This window comes from Haloferula sp., from assembly GCF_049672945.1.
In the GTDB taxonomy this organism is placed as follows: Bacteria; Verrucomicrobiota; Verrucomicrobiia; order Verrucomicrobiales; family Akkermansiaceae; genus Haloferula.
On the sequence record NZ_JBATWY010000119.1, the window covers coordinates 30870 to 49796 of the forward strand.

Genomic DNA, 18927 nt, shown 5'->3' on the forward strand with positions numbered 1-18927 from the left:
TGCTATTCCCGGTTTTTTGAATCGATCACCAGGGTCACGGGACCGTCGTTGATCAGGGCCACCTTCATGTCCGCACCAAAGCGTCCGCGGCCCACGGGCTTTCCAAGCTCGCTCTCCATGGCTTTGCAGAAGTCTTCGTAGAGTGGTTCGGAGATCTCCGGCTTGGCGGAGCGGATGAACGAGGGTCGGTTGCCTTTTCTGGTCAGGGCATGGAGGGTGAACTGACTGACCACGATGACGTCTCCCTCAATCTCAGCGAGCGACAGGTTCATCTTGTCCTCATTGTCGCCAAAAATCCTCAAGCGGCAGACTTTTCCGACCAGCCAGGTGGTATCCGCGGGCGTGTCTTCCTCACCGATTCCGAGGAGAACCAGCAGCCCGCGGCCAATCGAAGAAACGATCTGATTGTCAATGGTGACCGATGCTTCGGAGACCCGCTGAATGACAACTCTCATCAGTCTAGTACTTGGGAACCGTGGTATCGATTCGATCCGACCAGTTGTCGATGCCACCCTGCATCGACCAGCACTGCTCCAGTCCGCATGAACGCAGCCACCTCGTGGCTTGCAGCGAACGAATGCCATGATGGCAATAGACGATGGCCGGCTTGTCCGCGCTTGCCAGTGTCTTGGCGGCCTCCTGAAAGCGCGACATCGGAACAAGGATGGCGTTCGGCAGATGATTGAAGTCCCACTCGTCCTGCTCGCGACAGTCGACCAGCAGGATCGAACCATCGGCGATCAGCGGAGCAAGGAGCGAAACCTTTTCGACGCTCAGCTCGAATCCGTCCGAAGGGTCGGGCAGGGGATTTGCCGCGGTCATTCGACGATGACCGGCGTGCCGATCTTGGCGTTGTCGAAGAACTTCCTGGCCATCTTGTCCGGCATGCGGACGCATCCGTGCGATGCGCTGTAGCCGGGGAGGTAGCCGGTGTGCATACCGATACCGCCGTCGAAGCGCAGGAAGTTCCACATCGGAGCTCCGACGTAGTAGCATCCTGGAGGGACCTTGTCCTTGCTGGTGTCGACGTCGTCATTCACGACCCGGTCGGTTCCCTTTTCCTTGAACACGCCGTAGAGGCTGGAGCGGTGGTCACGGCTTTTCTGAGTGACCTTGAATCTGCCGGGGCGGGTGGCATGGCCTTCGTCGCCGGTGGAAATGCGGGAGACTCCGACGAGCTCGGAGCCTTTGTAGAAGTAGGCCTTCTGTTGCTTCCGGTTGATCCTGATCAGGGCTTCGCCCTTCTTTCCGTCACCCGCCCAGTAGGACATGTCGTCGGGCAGGGCAGCCCCCGGATCGGTGGGCGCCCGTTCCTGCTGGGGCGTCGGGCCGTAGGCGGCCAGATAGCGGCTGGTTCCGCTGTCAGACACGTTGCAGGCGCTGAAGAGAATGCTGAGAATGGAAACGGCGATTGCGGCTTTCATGGGTGGTGTGTGGTGCGCGACATAGATAACCGCATTCCACTGATGGTCAAGGTGTGAGACGGGGGTTGCACCCACCCGGCGAAGTGCTATTGAAGCGCCGAGCGAAAACGACCATGCCAAACTACGACTACAAGTGCCAGACCTGCGGACATGTCTTTGAGGTGTTTCAAAGCATGAATGATCCGAAACTCGAGGACTGCCCAGAGGAAGCTTGCGAGGGGAAGGTCAAACGGCTTCTCGGGACGGGTGCTGGTCTCATTTTCAAAGGTGGTGGCTTTTATGAAACGGACTACCGCTCGCAGTCCTACAAGGACGGCGCGAAGAAGGAAAGCGAAGCGGGCAAACCGAAGACGGAAGCCAAGTCCGAATCAAAGAGCGAAGCGAAGCCGGGATCGTCTTCGGCTTCGACATCATCGAAGTCGTCGGACTGAGCCGAAGCTTTTCACGACCAAAACTTTCTGCTAGCCCTGATTCATGGCCGATAAGGAAAAAGCTCCGGAACCCAAGAGCGGATGCGTGGGGAAACTCGCGGTGCTGTTTCTTCTGGCCATCATTGGCGGTTTGGCAACAGCCCTGTTTTTCATTTCGCAGCCGCAGGATCTTTCGGACATCGCCGGGTATGGGGCGCGCGCCGAAGGTAAGGACTCGCGCAACCTCAAGAGCGTTCTGGAGAATTCGCTCAAGGGGGGATATGAACTGACTTTGAACGAACAGGACATCAATCTCTATCTACGGGATTCACTTGAGGTGAAGCAAGGAGGTCTCCTTGCGAGTGAGGTGAGCTTCGAGGACGTGTGCATCCGCATGAAGGATGACTATGCTGAAATCATCATGGTCCGACTCATTGCAGACCATCCGTTCACGCTTTCGATGTTCCTGCGAGTCGAGCAGAGCGAGCTGCCGGATGGAACGATTCGCAAGGAGATCGTGCGCAACCGGGGGCCGTATCATCCGAGCATCCCGCGACCTGGGGTAGGTGGTCGCTTTGGCCAACTGCCGGTGCCGGAGGGATTTCTTCTGCTGGTGCTGCCGGCGTTTGAGAAGCTGGCTGGAGTCTTTCGTGATCCAGATTCGAAGACACCGGTCGAGGCCTTGGACTTCGTTGAGGAAATGGCCCGGTTTTCGATTGTGGATGGCAAGCTGGTGCTCGATCCGCAACCCAACACCAGTGAGATGATGGCGCCGGGGGGATTCTGATGAAGCGACTCGTCCTCCTTGCCGTAAGCATTCTTGGGGTGGCTTCGCCGTCCGCGCAAGAAGTCGCGGAGGTGGTGCCGCTGCTCGATCTCGATGCGGTTTTGCCCGAGGACGAGATGGTCCCGAGTGAAATCCAGCCGCCCAAGTTCAATCCTGGAATCCAACTTGCGGAGCGAGCCATCTCGGCGAGCAAGCAATTCGGAGTCACGGGTGGTGAGCAGGCGCAGCGGGGTTCCCTGACTTTGGAGGCCGAGGCCGTCCGCCAAGAGTTCAACCAGATGATGGGGCTTCAAGACCCGCCGGTCACCATGCCGATCGAGATCCTTCTCCACGGAAAAGCGGGGGATCCTCCACGCAAGCGGGCGCTGGCCTACCAACTGCGCTTCACCAACAAGTCCTTCATTCTCGAGATCCACGTCGACCTTGCCCGCGGCATCGATCGCGACCGGATGGAGCGGGCCATTCTTTCGGGGCTGCTCTACCAACGCAGTCTGCTGAATGTCGAACCGGGTCCACTGGATTCACCGCTACTGGTGCCGGTGTGGCTGGTCGAGGGGCTTCGCGAAGCGCAGAAGTGGAGTGCGGGCCGGGGAGATCGAAAAGTCTACGAGGGAGTCTTCAAGCAGGAGGGAATGTTCACCCTCGATGAGCTGATGAGCATCAATGAAGCCGGTTTCGAACGTTTGGATGGTGCTTCGAGGGTGGCGTTTCAGGCACTTTCGGGTGCCATGGTGATGGCCTTGCTTGAGCAGCCACGGGGACAGGAGGCCTTCGTTAAATTCTGCAATGAAGTCGCCCGTTTCGACGGCGAGATGCCGATCTTGATGCGGCAGTATTTCCCGGAGCTGAATCTTTCCGAGCAGAGTCTGGCGAAGTGGTGGGCGCTCACGCTTGCCAAACTTTCGGATGCCCCTCTCACCGAAGTGTTGAGTGTGAGTGACACCGAGAAGTTGCTTTCAGAGGCGCTGATCATTCGTTTCCGGGGTCCGGACGGCGTGCTCCTTGCCGTGCCGGTTGAAGCCTGGGAATCGATTCCCCTCGATGAGGAAACGGAACGCTTCGCGGCCGCCCGGCCTGCGCAGGATGCCCTGACACGACTGAGCTACCGCTGTTTCCCTTCGTATCGTCCGCTGATTTTTGACTACCAGCAGGCACTCATCGATTGGGCCAGCTTCCGCAAACTGGATGAACTGGATGAGACGTTTACGGAGTTGGCCGCGTATCGCACGCGGATGCAGGAGTTGGCGGTCAGTGCCCGTGATTTTTTGGACTTCAAGGAAATCGCCGAAGCCACCGAGTTGAGTGGAAGCTTTGACGACTACATCAAGTTGATCGATGAGTTGGAGGAGCGGCCTCGTCCCGAACGCGAGGATCCGGTTTCCAAATACCTCGACACGATGGAAAGGGTCTACGAAAGGCCGAAGCGGCGACGCTAAGGTGGGGATCAGATCCGGTTCTCCTCGATGTGGTGGACGAGGAACCAGCAGGAGACGACCTTGTTGGCCGGGATCAACTCGGGAAGATGGCCTTCAAGGAACTCCCGGAGTTCGAGCGGCATTTCACAAATCCGTTTGCCACGCATGTCGTTGTTCCACTGGGTGAGTTCGCCGGTTCGGTTTTGACGCCGGAGGGGGCTGGAGAAGGACGGCGTTGACCTGTTTGAGATCGATGGTCCTGGTGCGGTCGGGCACGGCTTCGATCAGGGAGCAGATGCAAAGGTTTTTGACGGCGCTCATTCGGAGCGTCAGAGACGGAGGAAAGGATTTGGCGGACTTGGCTTCATCTAGCCCATTTTGCCCCGTGATTGATTTCGATATCGACCCGGCGGGCAGGCAAAACTCACCATGGCGTCATGCTGATTTCCATCTTCATCACGTTGCTTTTCATAGTCAGCCTGATTTCGGCAAGAATTGAAAAATCGGTCGTTACCGCGCCGATGATCTTCACGTTCGCCGGTATTCTGATTTATCCGATCGTTCCGGTTGCGGAAACCAAGGTGGACGCCCACGTCTTTCTCACCCTCGCCGAGATCGGGTTGGTGCTGCTCTTGTTCACGGATGCCAGTCGCACCGATCTCAGGCTGCTCAAGAACATCCGCGCCTTGCCTGCGCGACTGCTGAGTGTCGGCATGCTGTTGACCATCGGTCTTGGCATGCTGCTCGCGAAGCTGGTGTTTCCTTCGCTCACGATCTGGGAAGCAGGCATCATTTCCGCGATTCTCGCGCCTACGGATGCGGGTCTCGGCCAGGTCATCGTGACGAACAAGCTCGTGCCGACGCGGGTGAGGGAGGCACTCAATGTCGAGGCCGGTTTGAACGACGGACTGTCTGTGCCCTTTCTGTTGTTTTTCATCGCAATGGCGGCGGTCAGTGATGGTGAACCAAGCTTCGCTCGTTTCGTTGGTGAACAGCTCGGGCTGGGCATCGTGGTCGGAGCGATCATCGGTCTCGTTGGAGGTGGGATTCTTGCGCTCGCCCGCCGTCGTGGGTGGATGGTGGAGACATTCCTCCAGCTCGCGGTGGTCACGCTGCCGATATTCTGTCTGATCATTTCCGAAAAAGTCGGAGCCAGCATGTTTATCGCTGCGTTCACCGCCGGACTTTTCGTTCAGGTCCGCTTCAAGCACGCGGGAAAGCATAGCGTTGAGTTTACGGAAGAATGGGGACAGATTTTGAATCTGTCCGTGTTCTTCATGTTTGGGTTGTTCATTTCCAGAGACCATCAGCTGCTGACGGTGGCATCCTTTTTCTATGCGCTGCTCAGTCTGACGGTGGTAAGGATGATCCCGGTCGCGGCGTCACTCATCGGCACCGGCCTACGCAAGGAAACCGTGGCCTTTATGGGCTGGTTCGGTCCGCGTGGACTGGCTTCGATCGTCCTTGGCCTGGTTTATCTGGAACAGGAAGCGAACCTTCCCGGCGAGCAGATTACTCGTGCGGTGGTGATGGTTACGGTGCTCGTCAGCATCTTCGCCCATGGGATCAGCGCGCTGCCGGGTATTCGGCTGCATGCCCGGCTTACGGGTGGGTCGGTGAATTAGGCCAGACGCTGAAGGTAAGTTCAAATTCGAGCTCTGCCCCGGGGGATTTGGATGATCCTTGGTTGCCCACTGCGGGTCATGGTGAAAAAGGATCTCGTCTCGAGGATGATCAAGATGAGGTGCGGATGCTTGACAAGCGATCCGCAGAGTCGAAGAAACGAAGCATGAAAAATGCGATTGTCGGTTGGATCATGGCGGGGATGGTACTTGGAGTTGCGTCGGCGCAGATTCCCCAGGCGTATGAGATTCCGCCGGTATTCTCCGCGCTGAAGGTCTTACCCCCGGATCAGCTTCAAGGCCCGCACTTCCGAGTTCGTGACTCGGTGCCAAGCGACGGATACATGATGCACTTCACCATCGATTCCGACTATGGGGTCTTCAACTGCGTCGGGAGGCAGCACGTGAGCCAGCAGATCGTCGAGATCGAGGCCATTGCCAAACTTTTGAAAGTCAGCCGCAGCGACCTGTTTGCGGAGGGGCTGAAGCGCTCGGTTGAGGCACCGATCGATGCGGTGAAGAACATTGTCGCCGAACCCGGAGAGTCCGTGAAGAAATTGCCGAAGACCGTGGGTCACTTCTTCAGCAAGGTCGGAAGTTCGATTGGAAACACGGCGAGGAAGGTAGGCAAGAAATTCGATGAATCCGATGGTGAGGTCACAGGGGAAGACTGGGCCACGGCGGGGCGTGGCGTCGGAAATGCTGCGAAGAGTATCGCCGGCTTTGATAAAGCGAAACTCGACACCGCGCGGCAGCTTGGAGTGGATCCCTACTCTGACAACAAACTGCTTCAGGAAGAAATGGACAAGGTCACTTGGGCGTTTTTTGCGGGGGGTCTACCGCTTAGAATTGGTGCGACCGTGGTTTCGGGCGGAGCATCAGTGGCCTTGACGGCGACGAAAACCCTGGGGCTTCCCGAGGATATTTATGATGTGACGCCGGGGGAATTGGCGTTGCGGGACCGGGTCATGATGCAGGCGATGGAGGTGCCGGAGCCAGTGATCGATCAAGTTTTCATGAATCCTGCTCTGACGATCTCGCTGCGACATGGGATTCTCACCACCTTGAGCAAAATGCCGCCTGGGCCGGGCAGGGTGGAGATTGTTCAATCTGCTGCTGGACTGGAGCAGTACCGGCAGGTTGTTTTCTTTCACACGGCCCTGAATCAACTTGCTGCCAGGCACGCGACGACACCTTACGTGGCGGTCAAACTCTTCGGTCGTCTGCCGGCCGGTCTTGCGGCGGATGACTATCTGGAGATTGCCGCACCGGTGGACTACGTTTCCTGGACCCAGCAAGTGGCTGATTTCGCACGCCGCGACGACCTCACGGGTGCCAGGAAGCGGCTGCTGACCACTGGACAGATGAGCAAGGCTGCCGCGACGGGATTTGCGGAGACCAACTGGCAGGTGGTCTCCATGAAGTAGGCTCACAAGCCACCAAGTCGACTGTTGATTTGCCGTCTTTGAGCTGGTGCAGGGAGCGGATTCAGGTGACAAGGTCAGCGGTTTCGTCACATAGTGACCCGTTATCAAGTCGGATTCGGGAGCTGAATCCATCGTAGAAATATCTAGAATTCAATGAGTTACGTGAATTTCGGCCCGCGATTGGCGAATGTGACGGAAATGTCACGAGGGATGGTTCCTGTGTGACGAAGCTGCCATAATAGAACCCCGCCGTTCCTCGGTGAGGGCCTATCGGTTTACGAATTATACGAGCTATGAAGAAATCCATGCATGCCATTCGGGCGGGTCTTCCCGTCGTCTGCTTCTGTCTGAGCCAGGTGTCGGCGATGGCCGGTGAGCCTCCAGCGATCATCCCAGCGACCGAGCCGGCTTCGAACGGCGACTGGTGCGAGTGGCTTTCGAGCAAGCCGGGCACCCTCTACAAAAATTCAGAGAACCCCTTCATCCAAGAGTTCGGTTTCGGGGGCCGCTTCCATTGGAATGCCGCCTACCTGTCAGGTGATGATGTGAACGGATACACGTTTGGTGAATCCCACACGGAATTTCGCCGTTTCCGTCTGAACGCCAGCGCGCAGATTTTTGAATACTTCAAACTGCAGGCTTATGTGAACATGGTCAGGGATACAACCAATCTGGTCGCTGCGGCGCCCTTCGGTGGCGGCAAGGTCCGTTGGGGTTACGATAACTTCGACCAGGCTCACATTACCTTCGATATCAAGAAGGCGTTCAATGTGGATTCGCTCGATGGCTTGTCCCTGATGTATGGTCGCCTCAAGAACGAGATTACGAACGAGGCTTGGACATCGTCGAAGAGGCTCCTCACTGTCGAGCGTTCGGCAATTGCCAACACGGTCTTCTTTGGTGGCTTGCCGACGGGCGTGACGCTCAACGCCGAGAAGAACGGTTGGAATATCTGGGCCTCACTTTACAGCACCGATGCCCTCACTCCACTTGGAGGTAATACCGAGTTCATTGGCGGTTGGAACGACGGTTTGGCTTACAGGCTTGGTGTTGGATACGTAGCCAGTGAGGAACTGAGTTTTCAATGGGACATCATTTATAACAATGCCGATGTCACTCAAGGTGACGATAGTCTTTTCCGCTACAAGTGGGTGACCTCGCTTTCGGCTGTCTATGACGTGGGTCAATGGGGCCTGATTGGAGATTTTATCTATGGTGACAACGGTGGAGTCAAAAACGGAGTGCTGAACCCGAGTCGCGGAGGCGACTTCTGGGCCATCGTTGTCATGCCGTACTATTGGTTCATCGATAACAAGGTCCAAGGCGTGCTCCGATACCAGTATCAGGGCTCGTCCGAAGATGAGGGGATTCGTGTCTACAGCCGCTATGCGCGTGCAGATAATGGTCCAGTGGCCAACCGGGGCATCAATGGTGGCCGGGGAAATGCGCATCACTCGATTTATGGTGGGGTGAATTACTACCTCTGCGGCAACAACGTGAAGCTTCAGGTCGGGCTTGAGTATGAGTGTTTGAATACCCCGGGCGTCGGAACCGAGGGGGAGTATTCCGCTCTGACAAGCTGGTTTGGTTTCCGGACTTACTTCTGATCGCCAGGCTGTCTGCATGTTTGCCCAGCGTCGTCTTGATTGACGCCACCGGGTGACGTTTTCGGCAGACTGCAGGATTTGACTCGGTGACATTGTCGTCACCAAGCGCAAGTCGCCAATCTTACTCCATTTATTGTCCATCGACCGCGTCTGGGCGTGGTCCGGAAATCAAAGAAAAACACATACCACACGAACAAAATGAATCGTCTCGTTCTAAGTATTCTTGCCGCCTCTGCCGCGGTAGCCACCGCCGCCGAATCGCACATCGATGAAACGCTTCCGTCCTACAAAACCGTCAGCGGTGTTTCCGGCAGCCTTTCGTCCGTCGGTTCCGACACGCTCAACAATCTGATGACGCTCTGGGCTGAGGGTTTCAAGAAAGCCTACCCGAACGTCACCATTTCGATCGAAGGGAAGGGTTCCTCCACCGCGCCGCCAGCGCTGATGGAAGGCACCGCGCAATTCGGTCCCATGAGCCGTCCGATGAAGGCCGAGGAGATCGATGCTTTCGAGAAGAAGTTCGGTTACAAACCGACTCAAGTCCGGGTCGCAATCGACGCGCTCGCCGTTTTTGCGCATAAGGACAATCCCCTCAAGGGTCTCACCCTCAAGCAGGTCGATGGAATTTTCTCCAGCACGCGGAAGCTTGGTGGTGAGGACATCACGGAGTGGGGTCAACTCGGGATGGACGCCTGGAAAGGTCGTCCGATTTCACTCTATGGCCGCAACTCCGCTTCCGGCACCTACGGATTCTTCCAGGAGAATGTGCTCGGCAAGGGCGACTACAAGGCGACCGTTAAAGAGCAACCGGGTTCGTCTGCGGTCGTGCAGGGAATCGGCGGCGACCTCTATGCGCTGGGTTACTCGGGGATTGGCTACAAGACTTCGGGAGTCCGCACACTTCCGCTTTCGAGCGATGGAGGTGAGTTCTTTGATGCCACTTATGACAACGCCCTTTCGGGTGACTATCCGCTGGCACGCTTCCTCATCGTTTATGTGAATAAGAAGCCTGGAGCCGCGCTGCCTGCTGCGCCCCTGCAATTCCTGACTTATGTGCTTTCGAAGGAAGGCCAGACGATTGTCGAGCAGGACGGCTACTTCCCGATGCCGGCTGAGTTGGCTCAGGAGATCGTGGATTCGCTTTCGAAATAGTCGAAGCAGCTTGGAGCCTGTTCGGGAGTCGGGGGACGACTTTGGAGCGGGTTTCATGCCTTGAGGCCGAGCACTCATCAGGATGACATCTCCCGACCATCAGCCTGCACCCGACCCGAAGCGATTCGAGGTTTCGAAGGGAACGCTGTGGCTCGATCGGGTGATGACTCATCTGATCAGCATCGGCGGTTTGGCCGTCATTCTGGCGGTTTTCGGGATCTTCTTCTTCATCGTGAAGGAGATTATCCCGCTCTTCTCGAAGGCCCATGTCGAGGCGGAGAAGGTGATCGAAACTCCGGGCGGCAAGCCGCTTTTGATTGGGGTGGATGAGTGGGGCGAACGTCCGTTTCTCTACCGTGGAGATGCGGAGATCGTTATTCTGAATCTGGAGGACGGCAGTCGTGAAGTGATCCCGGTGCCGTCGCTCGAGGGGGTCGAGGTCACGGCGGCGTCCTATGATCCCGTGCATCAACGGATAGCAGTGGGGCTTGCCGATGGTCGGGTGGGGTCGTTCCTCGTGGTTTACAAAACGGAGTTCTCCGACGATGGGAAGCGGACCGTGGTGACCTCGGTCGAAGCGGAGCCGTGGTTTGAAGTGGGAAGCGGCGAGGGCGCGGTGAAGAAGCTTGGCTATGGGGATGGTGGCAGCAAGCGCATCATTCTGGTCGCGCGGGAGCGCGGGATTTCGGTGATCCGGCTTGGCCAGAAGAAGTCACTGATTGGAAAGGCCAAACTGACCAAGCTCGGGGTCAATGATTTGACGGAAACAGTCGGTGGTGAGGTGACCTCCATTGCAGCTTCGCAGAACGGAAAAGCGGTTCTGATCGGAAAGGCCGATGGAACCGTTTGCTATTTTCTAACTGAGGCCGGTGAGCCGACTTTGACGCAGACCTTTCAGCCCTTCGGCGGGAAGGAAGTCGCCAGGATGGACTATCTCTTCGGTGGCGTGTCGGTGGCCATGACGGCGGTCGATGGAGAACAGCGGGTGTTCAGTCTCTTTCGTCCGGAAGGCTCCAGTGATCGAGTGTTTGGTCAGACGAAGACCTTTCCGGAGATTGGTGAAGGCGTGCCGATCTTTGCAGCGAGTCTCAGGAAGAAGGCTTTCCTAACAGGAGCGGGAGGCGATCTTTCGATTCGTCACCTGACATCGGGAACGGTCCGGTGGCAGGGGGGGGCGGAGTTCGAGGCGGTAAGTGCGGCGATCGATGGCAAGAACGAGCATTTCTTCATCGCGGGTGCGGAAGGGCAGGTGCAGCGCTTCTCTTTTGAAGACCATCACCCGGAGGCCGGGTTTACCGCCTTCTTTGGTAAGGTCTGGTATGAAGGGGGCTCGGAGCCGGTCTATCAGTGGCAATCCACGGGAGGTTCGGATGACTTCGAACCCAAGCTATCGCTGGTTCCGCTGATCATTGGCTCATTGAAGGGAACCTTTTACGCGCTGCTGTTCTCGGTGCCGATCGCGCTGCTGGCGGCGGTGTTTTCCGCGGCATTTCTTCCGGCTGACATGAAGCGGGTGGTAAAGCCGGCGATGGAGATCATGGCTTCGCTCCCTTCGGTGGTGCTCGGCTTTCTTGCGGGGATTTGGCTGGCACCGATTCTCGACGACAAGGTTCCATCGATCATTCTCGTGTGCCTGTCGCTCCCGATCTCGGCCCTGCTCGTTGGCGTGGTCTGGAGTCGTCAGCCGATGGCGGTGCGTGGAAAATTCGAGGGAGGTCGGGAATGGATGGTGCTGCTGCCGGTTCTTCTTGGTGTTGGCTATCTTGCCTGGTCGCTCGGCCCGGCGCTCGAGAAGCTGCTCTTCGTCTATAAGGATCCGACGACTGGAGCGACGATCGCGGACTTCAGGCTTTGGTGGCCGCAGGCGACGGGATCCTCTTACGACCAGCGGAATTCGCTGGTGGTGGGCTTCGCCATGGGATTCGCGGTGATTCCCGTGATCTTCACCATCTCCGAGGACTCGCTTTCAAACGTTCCCAAGACCTTGACCGCCGCCGCCTCGGCGCTGGGTGCCAGTCGTTGGCAGGTGGTGCGCTCGATCATCATTCCCGTGGCATCTCCAGGGATCTTCTCGGCTCTGATGATCGGCTTTGGCCGTGCGGTGGGAGAAACGATGATCGTAGTGATGGCGACCGGAAATACTCCGGTCACCGAGTGGAACATCTTCTCGGGGATGCGCACGCTTTCGGCAAATATCGCGGTTGAGCTTCCTGAAGCCGCGCCGGGATCGACCCACTACCGGACGCTCTTCCTGGGTGCCCTAGTTCTTTTCGTGCTGACCTTCATCCTGAACAGCGTTGCCGAAGTGCTGCGCCAGCATCTTCGCGAAAAGAATAAACTCGTCTGACCCTTTCCGATGGCTGACTCAAAGCAAGCATTTGCGACAACCGGGCGATCACGTATCGGTGAGCCTCTGGTATGGTTGACGGCAGCTGGTCTGGCGATCGGTGTGGTTCTAACACTCGGTTTGTTAGGCTTGGTTGTGGTGAAGGGGATGGAGAGCTTCTGGCCGAACAGGCTGGTTGTCTTCGAAGTCGATCAGGATGGCACAGAGCTGGCGGTAGGCGGGTATGTGTCTCAGGAACGCGAGCGGCGGGACATGTCCGGCGTCTATCACGAGGAGATCCAGGTTTTCCGTGGAAACCGGCACCTCTATGGGGAAAGCTTCGTTTACCTCGACCGGGCCAACATCAAGTCGAGCAGCGAGCCTGAGGATTTGCTGGTTGTAGAAAGACTTGAGGGGGGGAGGGCGATTGGCCGGGCGGTCGCGATCGAGTTTGGCGAGGGTGTGCGTCTTGAAGCATCGGATCCGGAATTCATGTCGCGGATCGCGGGTGAGATCGAATCTCGCAAACAGCTGCGCGAGGAGCTTGAGGGAATCGAGAAAGGGGAGATTGGGAGGAATAGTGGGCGGGTCAAGGAGTTGAAAAATCAGGAGCGGCTCAACGGAAGCTCACCGGAGATCGAGGCGGAGCTCGCAACGCTGCAGGCTGAGTATGCCGAGTTCGACAAAGAGAGGTTGGAGATTCGAGAACGATTGGAGGCGGATCAATTCGTCATGGAATCCGTCGACGGGAGGGACATCACGATTGCGACGGGTGAGTTGCTGGATGTGTTCCAACCGAATAAGGCAGGATTTTTTGAGCGAGTTGGTGAGACCTTTCGCCGGATCTGGAGTTTTCTGAGTTCCAACCCGCGCGAGGCGAACATGGAAGGAGGTGTCTATCCGGCGATCTTCGGCACGGTGGTGATGACCCTGATCATGAGCATCTTTGTGACACCCTTCGGCGTCATTGCGGCGATCTATTTGCGCGAGTATGCCAAGCAGGGGCCACTCGTGCAGGCGGTGCGGATTTCGGTAAACAATCTCGCCGGCGTGCCGTCGATCGTGTTCGGAGTGTTTGGTCTCGCGTTCTTCATCTACTTCGTGGGTGGCGTGGTCGACGACTGGTTCTACTCGGACCTCCAGGAGCCGGTTTTCAAGAGTGGAGGAATCCTATGGGCTTCGCTCACTCTGGCCCTGCTGACCGTCCCCGTGGTGATCGTGGCGACGGAGGAGGCGCTCGCCGCCGTGCCGCGTGGAGTGCGCGAGGCGGCTCTGGCTTGTGGAGCTTCGAAGTGGCAGACGATTCAGCGGGTGGTCCTTCCCGCTTCCTTGCCGGGGATTCTGACCGGGGTGATCCTTGCGATGGCTCGTGGAGCGGGGGAAGTGGCACCGCTGATGCTGGTCGGCGTCGTGAAGAGTGCGCCGGATCTGCCGATTGATGGCGTGGCGCCCTTCATTCACGCCGAGAGGCAGTTCATGCATCTTGGATTTCATATTTATGATCTGGGTTTCCAGTCACCGGATTCCGAAGCGGCCAAGCCCATGGTGTTCGCCACGACGCTGCTTTTGATCACCATTGTGGTGGTCATGAATCTCACCGCCATCATGATCCGCAACCACCTTCGAAAGAAGTACGCTACCAGTAGTTTCTAATGCCCCGGGAGGATTTCATTGCGATTGATGACTTCAGCTTTCACTACGGTGAGAAGCAGGCGTTGCACCGTATCAACATGGATATTCCGGAGCGCCAGGTGACTGCGCTGATCGGACCATCGGGATGTGGCAAGTCGACATTGCTGCGGAACATGAACCGCATGAATGACCTGATTGATGGAGTTCGGCATGAGGGCGACATTCGATTGAATGACCAAAGCCTCTATGATCCGAAGGTGGAGGTGATTTCCCTGAGGAAACGGGTGGGGATGGTGTTCCAAAAGTATAATCCTTTCGCCAAGACGATCTATGAGAATGTCGTCTTCAGTCTGCGAGTGGCAGGACGGAATGGGAAGAAGGAGCTGGACGAAGTAGTTGAAAGATCACTCCGCGCCTCGGCGCTGTGGGATGAAGTAAAAGATCGCCTCCACAGCAGTGCTTTCGGCCTCTCCGGCGGGCAGCAGCAGCGGCTATGCATTGCCAGAGCCATCGCCAATCAGCCGGAGATCCTTTTGATGGATGAGCCCTGTGCGGCGCTGGATCCCACGGCAACGCTCAAAATCGAGCATTTGATTCGTGAGCTGAAGGAGCAGTTTACGATTGTGATCGTGACCCACAACATGGAGCAGGCGACCCGTTGCTCGGACCGGACGGCTTTTCTCTACATGGGAAGGCTCATCGAGTATGCTCCAACCCGCCAGGTTTTCGAGAACCCTCAGGAAAAGGAAACGGAGTCCTATATCTCCGGTCGCTTCAGCTGATGCACGATACAATCCAGACCCAGGAGAGCACCGAGAAAGCCACTTCAGTCATCGAGGTGGACGGGGTGGATTTCTGCTATGGTGATTCGATGGCCCTGAAGGGGATCGATCTGAAGGTTCCGCCGAGGGAGATCGTGGCTTTCATCGGACCTTCCGGCTGTGGAAAGTCGACCCTGCTCCGCTGCTTCAATCGGATGAACGATCTGGTGCCCGGTGCCCGGGTGACGAAGGGAACCATTCATGTCAATGGCTCGGAGATCCACAGTCCCGAGGTCGACCCGGTCGAGCTGAGACGTCGTGTCGGGATGGTGTTTCAGAAGAGCAATCCCTTCCCGCGTTCGATTTACGAGAATGTCGCCTATGGTCCGCGGATTTCTGGCGTGGTGGATAAGGGTGAGATGGATGGTATTGTGGAGAAGGCATTGAAGGGATCGGCGCTATGGGATGAGGTGAAGGACCGTCTCGACGAGAGCGCCTTCGGTCTCTCCGGTGGACAGCAGCAGCGCCTGTGTATTGCCCGCGCGATTGCCGTCCGGCCTGAAATCGTGCTGATGGACGAACCATGTTCCGCCTTGGATCCGATTGCGACGGCCAAGGTCGAGGAGCTCATTCTCGAGCTGCGTCGGGAGTTCACGATTGTGATCGTGACTCACAACATGCAGCAGGCGACCCGCGTTTCGGACAAGACCGCTTTCTTTTATCTTGGAGAACTGGTTGAATACGACCAAACCAGCGCCATCTTTTCGAATCCGAAGCGTCGCGAAACGGAAGACTACATCAGCGGCCGCTTTGGCTGAATCATTTAGAAGAACATCATGCATCCGGAATCACCCCACATCATTCGCGAATTTGACGAAGCGATCCGCTACCTTCGCCGGGAGGTCATCGCCATGGCTGGTCAGACGCGGTTGAATCTGGAGCGAGCAATTCAGGGTTTGCTTGAGAGGGATTTGGATCGCTGTAAGGCAGTCGTCGCCGATGACAGCGATGTGGATGATCTTCAGCGAAGTATTGATTCGACGGGAATGGACATTCTAGTGCGTTTTCATCCTGTGGCGAGTGATCTGCGATTGGTGATCAGTTCGATGAAGATCGCGGCGAACCTTGAACGGGTTTCGGATCATGCCGTGAACATTGCCAAGCGGGCCAAGAAGATGCTGAAGCGATCGGAGCTCAGTGAGATCAAGTTGATTGAGCCGGTTTACGGGATTGCGGACAAGATCCTGCGTGACGCCATTGAGTCCTACACGGATCGTAATTCTTCATTGGGAGCGTCTTTGAATGAAAGGGACAAGGAGTTGGACCGCTTGCACAAGAACGTGATCTCAACGCTCAGTGGTTTGCTTGAGGAGGGTGGTGAACGTGCTGAGGATTTGTTGCATCTGATTTTCGTTGCTCGCTCACTTGAGCGGGTGGGTGATTTGGCAGTGAATATTGGTGAGGATTCAGTCTTTCTCGGATCTGCACAGGACATTCGACATGATCGCAAGCTCGCAGCGGAGGTAGTCGCGGAGGAGGGAGACGAGTAATGCGTGTGCTTTTTATTCGATAGGACGGGCGGTGCTGGCTCTTCTGGAATTCGGGTAGTCTGGAATTCCGTATTTTTTCATGATTTGAACCTTGGCACTTGGCCGATGACTGCTAGTTTCCCCTGCAATTCTTGGAAAAAGCGTGGTGACTCTACTCGATCATTCGGTCCTCGTGCTCAACCGGTTCTGGCAGCCCGTGCAGACCTGCTCGGCAAGGCGTGCCTTGAAGTTGCTCTGTCTCGGTCATGCGCAAGTGGTGCAGACGGATGGCGACGAACAGTATCGGACACACAATCTTGAGTCGTGGGTCGAGCATTCATCTTCGGCCTTGGTCGAAGAGCTGATCCACAGTGTACGGATGGCGATTCGGGTGCCGCGGATCATCGTGCTTTCGCTTTATGATCGGATTCCCCGCATGGAAGTTCGACTGACACGTCGCAATGTCTTTTTGCGGGACAAGTTCACCTGTCAGTACTGCGCCAAGATATTCCCTGAACCGGATCTCAATCTGGACCATGTGCTGCCGAGAGACAAGGGAGGCCCAACGACCTGGCAGAACATCGTGACTTCCTGTATTCGCTGCAACACGCGGAAAGCGAACAAGCTGCCGCACGAAGCGAACATGTTTCCCCTGTCGAAGCCGGCGATACCACGGTGGCGGCCGATGTTTGGCCTCAAGGATCGCGGTGGGCACGATGAGAGCTGGCGGCAATTCCTCGATCCAGATCCAAAGTCTGTTCGAATGTCGGCTTGACGATGGCTAAAGGCCGGTGACGTCCAGTTTGTAGAAGCGACACGGCTGAGCAGGCTTCGGCAGAACCTGCATGGTCTCGAAGACCGTCTGGATGATCCCGTTGGCATTGCCTAAACTGGAGATGGGGGCCCCGAAGTTCGTCCAGTTGGTCAGATCCGTCGAATACTTGGCTTGATAGCTCAGACCAGGAATGGATTGAAAAGAGATCACGGCTCCTTCACTTTCCGTGATGCCGGGGGCGAAGGTCGAGGCCGAGCCGGGCAAGAGCGTGACCTGATAGAATTTTTCCAGCTCAGGGAATTCGGAATCCACAACAGCGTGGGTCGACGAAGTGGCGGCTCCCACGGTTGAGTGGACGTCGCCGAAGGGAATCCAATCGATGAGGTTGACCGAGTATTCCGCCTGGTAGTTGTTTCCAGGTTGGGTTGGGAAAGTAATGACCTTACCCATGCTGAGAGTGACTTTTGGCAGTTCCGGTTCAGGTGGCAAAAATAGAATAGAAGCACCGGAAACCCGCCATGCTTCAGGCTTGCCCAGCGGGTTGATGCCGTTGCCAACGATGACGTCACCATCCGCTGAAATTCCCACGGCTGATGTTAGATTCCATCCGGTGATGTCGAATCCGGAATTCACGAGCAAATCTGAAAGCTTTCTGAGGCCGTTGATTTCATCCCAGATGACGGCGGTCTGTCCGCCTTCGTCATGTCCCGAGCCGACCGCGATTGATCCACTTCCGGTGACATCATGGAGTCTGCAATTTTTCGATCCGCCGGGCAGGTCGCCGACGGAAGTCATGACTTGATTGACCCATCTCAGGCCCTCGATTTCAGTGCTCGAAGTTGAGCCATAGCCGACGATGACCGAGCCATCGCTGGAAACGGCGCTGGCCTCCGATGACCAGCCGCCTCCCGGAAGGTCACCGAGTCTTTGGATCCCGCCGCTGGATCTCCAGACGAATGCCTCTGTGCCCTGTTCCACAGGGGTGATGGATTCATAGGGTTCGGGGAATATGGTTACGTAGACAGGGTTCCCAAAGCGGTCATACTTCAGATTACCGAATTCGTCGATGTCGTGGTAGGTGTAGGGCGGAGGGTAGATGGTTTCCACGTTGGAAACGATGTAGCCGCTCGAGCCGACGATGGTCAGACCATCACTTGAAATGGCTAGAGCGGAAGATGAGCGGCTCAGTTGATTTCCTGATTCTTGGGGAGGAGTCTGAAGCACTCCAAGGCTCAGGACGCTCGCGGTCCCGCTTGAATTGATGTTCCATCTAACCGCGCGGACACCTCCTGAAGAAGAGCTCTCACCGACGATGGTCGTGCCATTATTCGAGATAGCGAAGGCGTCCGAGGTCGTGAAGCTGCCGCTGGCGGAGGAGAGGAGCGGCAGAGCGAAAATGGCATTCTGATCGTTCCAGTAGACCGCGCGGCGGTCGGGGAAGGGGTCAAGGCCGGTCGTCTTGAAGAACCCACTACCGACAATCCTGTTGCCATCGCCCGTCAGGCCATTCGAAACCGAGACTGGCGGAGAAAAGAGCGGACGAACGGTGCTTTGCAGGAAACCGAGACCGACGATTCCTTCTTCCGCCCGCCAACGGAAGGCCTCGGCATCCTGGGATCGGGCGGCGCTGAGTTCGGAGCTGCTGCTGCCGGAAACCGTGGTGCCATCGCCAGAAATCCCCGTGACTGAGGATCGGAAGTTTCCGCCCGGAAGATCGCCCAAACCACTGAAAGTCGGATTCGTTGCCGCCGGGGACGGGCAGGCAAGGGAACAAAGCAGTAGCCAAATGGCTGGATACCGAGGGGTTTTCATAAACGAGTCCGAAGCAAGGCGGGGGCAAAGTGCCATGGGAGCGGCCGCTTGTCAGGTGAATTTCTGAGCGGTTGAGGATCCGAACTCCCCACGACTCCGACTGGGGGGATGGTCGGGGCCGTGGGGTAGCCAGATGCTCGGGGGGAGGGCGTTCGGGCTAGGACTTTCCTCTTCGGAAGAGAATAAGGCAGAATCCGAGGATTCCGAGGATCATGGAGGTCGGTTCGGGAACAGATTGAAGGAAAGCC

General features: G+C 56.9%; 18 protein-coding genes. 13 read left to right on the forward strand and 5 right to left on the reverse strand.

From position 1 onward, the window contains the following. Positions 1-2: 2 nt before the first annotated feature. From dtd to WBG04_RS10405, 3 genes are read right to left on the reverse strand one after another with little or no spacing between them, the layout of a single operon-like run. The gene (gene dtd / locus WBG04_RS10395) at positions 3-455 is read right to left on the reverse strand and encodes a D-aminoacyl-tRNA deacylase (protein ID WP_424314363.1); all 453 of its coding nucleotides are present in this window, start codon (positions 453-455) and stop codon (positions 3-5) included. Between the two features lie 4 nt (positions 456-459). Beyond that, the gene (locus tag WBG04_RS10400; protein WP_424314364.1) at positions 460-822 is read right to left on the reverse strand and encodes a rhodanese-like domain-containing protein; all 363 of its coding nucleotides are present in this window, start codon (positions 820-822) and stop codon (positions 460-462) included. Beyond that, the gene (locus tag WBG04_RS10405) at positions 819-1424 is read right to left on the reverse strand and encodes a L,D-transpeptidase family protein (RefSeq protein ID WP_424314365.1); all 606 of its coding nucleotides are present in this window, start codon (positions 1422-1424) and stop codon (positions 819-821) included. Before WBG04_RS10405 ends, WBG04_RS10400 begins: the two co-directional genes overlap by 4 nt. A gap of 113 nt (positions 1425-1537) precedes the next feature. On the opposite strand from WBG04_RS10405, the gene WBG04_RS10410 reads away from it, so the two are divergent. From WBG04_RS10410 to WBG04_RS10420, 3 genes are read left to right on the forward strand one after another with little or no spacing between them, the layout of a single operon-like run. Further along, complete coding sequence (locus WBG04_RS10410; protein ID WP_424314366.1) at positions 1538-1855, forward strand: FmdB family zinc ribbon protein; 318 nt, start codon at positions 1538-1540, stop codon at positions 1853-1855. A 43-nt stretch (positions 1856-1898) separates the two neighbouring features. Then, entirely contained in the window at positions 1899-2621 is a 723-nt protein-coding gene (locus WBG04_RS10415) for a hypothetical protein (protein ID WP_424314367.1), read from the forward strand. Continuing rightward, positions 2621-4057: a hypothetical protein gene (locus WBG04_RS10420; protein WP_424314368.1), complete on the forward strand. Its 1437-nt coding sequence runs from the start codon at positions 2621-2623 to the stop codon at positions 4055-4057. Before WBG04_RS10415 ends, WBG04_RS10420 begins: the two co-directional genes overlap by 1 nt. An 8-nt stretch (positions 4058-4065) precedes the next feature. On the opposite strand, the gene WBG04_RS10425 is transcribed toward WBG04_RS10420, so the two are convergent. Further along, positions 4066-4203 carry a hypothetical protein gene (locus WBG04_RS10425; protein ID WP_424314369.1) on the reverse strand — a complete coding sequence of 46 codons (138 nt, stop codon included), beginning with the start codon at positions 4201-4203 and terminating at the stop codon, positions 4066-4068. Positions 4204-4473: 270 nt separating this feature from the next. On the opposite strand from WBG04_RS10425, the gene WBG04_RS10430 reads away from it, so the two are divergent. From WBG04_RS10430 to WBG04_RS10475, 10 genes are all read left to right on the forward strand, one after another. Continuing rightward, on the forward strand, positions 4474-5661 hold the full coding sequence (locus WBG04_RS10430; RefSeq protein ID WP_424314370.1) for a cation:proton antiporter: 1188 nt from the start codon (positions 4474-4476) through the stop codon (positions 5659-5661). Between the two features lie 164 nt (positions 5662-5825). Beyond that, entirely contained in the window at positions 5826-7085 is a 1260-nt protein-coding gene (locus WBG04_RS10435; protein ID WP_424314371.1) for a hypothetical protein, read from the forward strand. A gap of 305 nt (positions 7086-7390) precedes the next feature. Continuing rightward, on the forward strand, positions 7391-8692 hold the full coding sequence (locus WBG04_RS10440; RefSeq protein WP_424314372.1) for a hypothetical protein: 1302 nt from the start codon (positions 7391-7393) through the stop codon (positions 8690-8692). A gap of 198 nt (positions 8693-8890) precedes the next feature. Next, on the forward strand, positions 8891-9844 hold the full coding sequence (locus WBG04_RS10445) for a PstS family phosphate ABC transporter substrate-binding protein (protein ID WP_424314373.1): 954 nt from the start codon (positions 8891-8893) through the stop codon (positions 9842-9844). 82 nt (positions 9845-9926) lie between these two features. Then, positions 9927-12191, forward strand: coding sequence for an ABC transporter permease subunit (locus tag WBG04_RS10450; protein ID WP_424314374.1), 2265 nt, complete (start codon positions 9927-9929; stop codon positions 12189-12191). Between the two features lie 9 nt (positions 12192-12200). Further along, complete coding sequence (gene pstA / locus WBG04_RS10455) at positions 12201-13823, forward strand: phosphate ABC transporter permease PstA (RefSeq protein ID WP_424314375.1); 1623 nt, start codon at positions 12201-12203, stop codon at positions 13821-13823. Next, positions 13823-14584 carry a phosphate ABC transporter ATP-binding protein PstB gene (gene pstB, locus WBG04_RS10460; RefSeq protein ID WP_424314376.1) on the forward strand — a complete coding sequence of 254 codons (762 nt, stop codon included), beginning with the start codon at positions 13823-13825 and terminating at the stop codon, positions 14582-14584. Before pstA ends, pstB (WBG04_RS10460) begins: the two co-directional genes overlap by 1 nt. After that, positions 14584-15381 carry a phosphate ABC transporter ATP-binding protein PstB gene (gene pstB, locus WBG04_RS10465; protein ID WP_424314377.1) on the forward strand — a complete coding sequence of 266 codons (798 nt, stop codon included), beginning with the start codon at positions 14584-14586 and terminating at the stop codon, positions 15379-15381. Before pstB (WBG04_RS10460) ends, pstB (WBG04_RS10465) begins: the two co-directional genes overlap by 1 nt. Before the next feature lie 18 nt (positions 15382-15399). Further along, positions 15400-16113 carry a phosphate signaling complex protein PhoU gene (phoU, locus tag WBG04_RS10470; protein ID WP_424314378.1) on the forward strand — a complete coding sequence of 238 codons (714 nt, stop codon included), beginning with the start codon at positions 15400-15402 and terminating at the stop codon, positions 16111-16113. 142 nt (positions 16114-16255) lie between these two features. Next, positions 16256-16867: an HNH endonuclease gene (locus WBG04_RS10475; protein WP_424314379.1), complete on the forward strand. Its 612-nt coding sequence runs from the start codon at positions 16256-16258 to the stop codon at positions 16865-16867. A gap of 6 nt (positions 16868-16873) precedes the next feature. On the opposite strand, the gene WBG04_RS10480 is transcribed toward WBG04_RS10475, so the two are convergent. Continuing rightward, positions 16874-18679: a hypothetical protein gene (locus WBG04_RS10480; RefSeq protein ID WP_424314380.1), complete on the reverse strand. Its 1806-nt coding sequence runs from the start codon at positions 18677-18679 to the stop codon at positions 16874-16876. Positions 18680-18927: the final 248 nt, after the last annotated feature.

Excerpts from the sequence above, each read along its gene's own strand:
- dtd (WP_424314363.1), bottom strand. The coding sequence starts at position 455 with ATGAGAGTTGTCATTCAGCGGGTCTCCGAAGCATCGGTCACCATTGAC.
- WBG04_RS10400 (WP_424314364.1), bottom strand. The coding sequence starts at position 822 with ATGACCGCGGCAAATCCCCTGCCCGACCCTTCGGACGGATTCGAGCTG.
- WBG04_RS10405 (WP_424314365.1), bottom strand. The coding sequence starts at position 1,424 with ATGAAAGCCGCAATCGCCGTTTCCATTCTCAGCATTCTCTTCAGCGCC.
- WBG04_RS10410 (WP_424314366.1), top strand. The coding sequence starts at position 1,538 with ATGCCAAACTACGACTACAAGTGCCAGACCTGCGGACATGTCTTTGAG.
- WBG04_RS10415 (WP_424314367.1), top strand. The coding sequence starts at position 1,899 with ATGGCCGATAAGGAAAAAGCTCCGGAACCCAAGAGCGGATGCGTGGGG.
- WBG04_RS10420 (WP_424314368.1), top strand. The coding sequence starts at position 2,621 with ATGAAGCGACTCGTCCTCCTTGCCGTAAGCATTCTTGGGGTGGCTTCG.
- WBG04_RS10425 (WP_424314369.1), bottom strand. The coding sequence starts at position 4,203 with ATGCGTGGCAAACGGATTTGTGAAATGCCGCTCGAACTCCGGGAGTTC.
- WBG04_RS10430 (WP_424314370.1), top strand. The coding sequence starts at position 4,474 with ATGCTGATTTCCATCTTCATCACGTTGCTTTTCATAGTCAGCCTGATT.
- WBG04_RS10435 (WP_424314371.1), top strand. The coding sequence starts at position 5,826 with ATGAAAAATGCGATTGTCGGTTGGATCATGGCGGGGATGGTACTTGGA.
- WBG04_RS10440 (WP_424314372.1), top strand. The coding sequence starts at position 7,391 with ATGCATGCCATTCGGGCGGGTCTTCCCGTCGTCTGCTTCTGTCTGAGC.
- WBG04_RS10445 (WP_424314373.1), top strand. The coding sequence starts at position 8,891 with ATGAATCGTCTCGTTCTAAGTATTCTTGCCGCCTCTGCCGCGGTAGCC.
- WBG04_RS10450 (WP_424314374.1), top strand. The coding sequence starts at position 9,927 with ATGACATCTCCCGACCATCAGCCTGCACCCGACCCGAAGCGATTCGAG.
- pstA (WP_424314375.1), top strand. The coding sequence starts at position 12,201 with ATGGCTGACTCAAAGCAAGCATTTGCGACAACCGGGCGATCACGTATC.
- pstB (WP_424314376.1), top strand. The coding sequence starts at position 13,823 with ATGCCCCGGGAGGATTTCATTGCGATTGATGACTTCAGCTTTCACTAC.
- pstB (WP_424314377.1), top strand. The coding sequence starts at position 14,584 with ATGCACGATACAATCCAGACCCAGGAGAGCACCGAGAAAGCCACTTCA.
- phoU (WP_424314378.1), top strand. The coding sequence starts at position 15,400 with ATGCATCCGGAATCACCCCACATCATTCGCGAATTTGACGAAGCGATC.
- WBG04_RS10480 (WP_424314380.1), bottom strand. The coding sequence starts at position 18,679 with ATGAAAACCCCTCGGTATCCAGCCATTTGGCTACTGCTTTGTTCCCTT.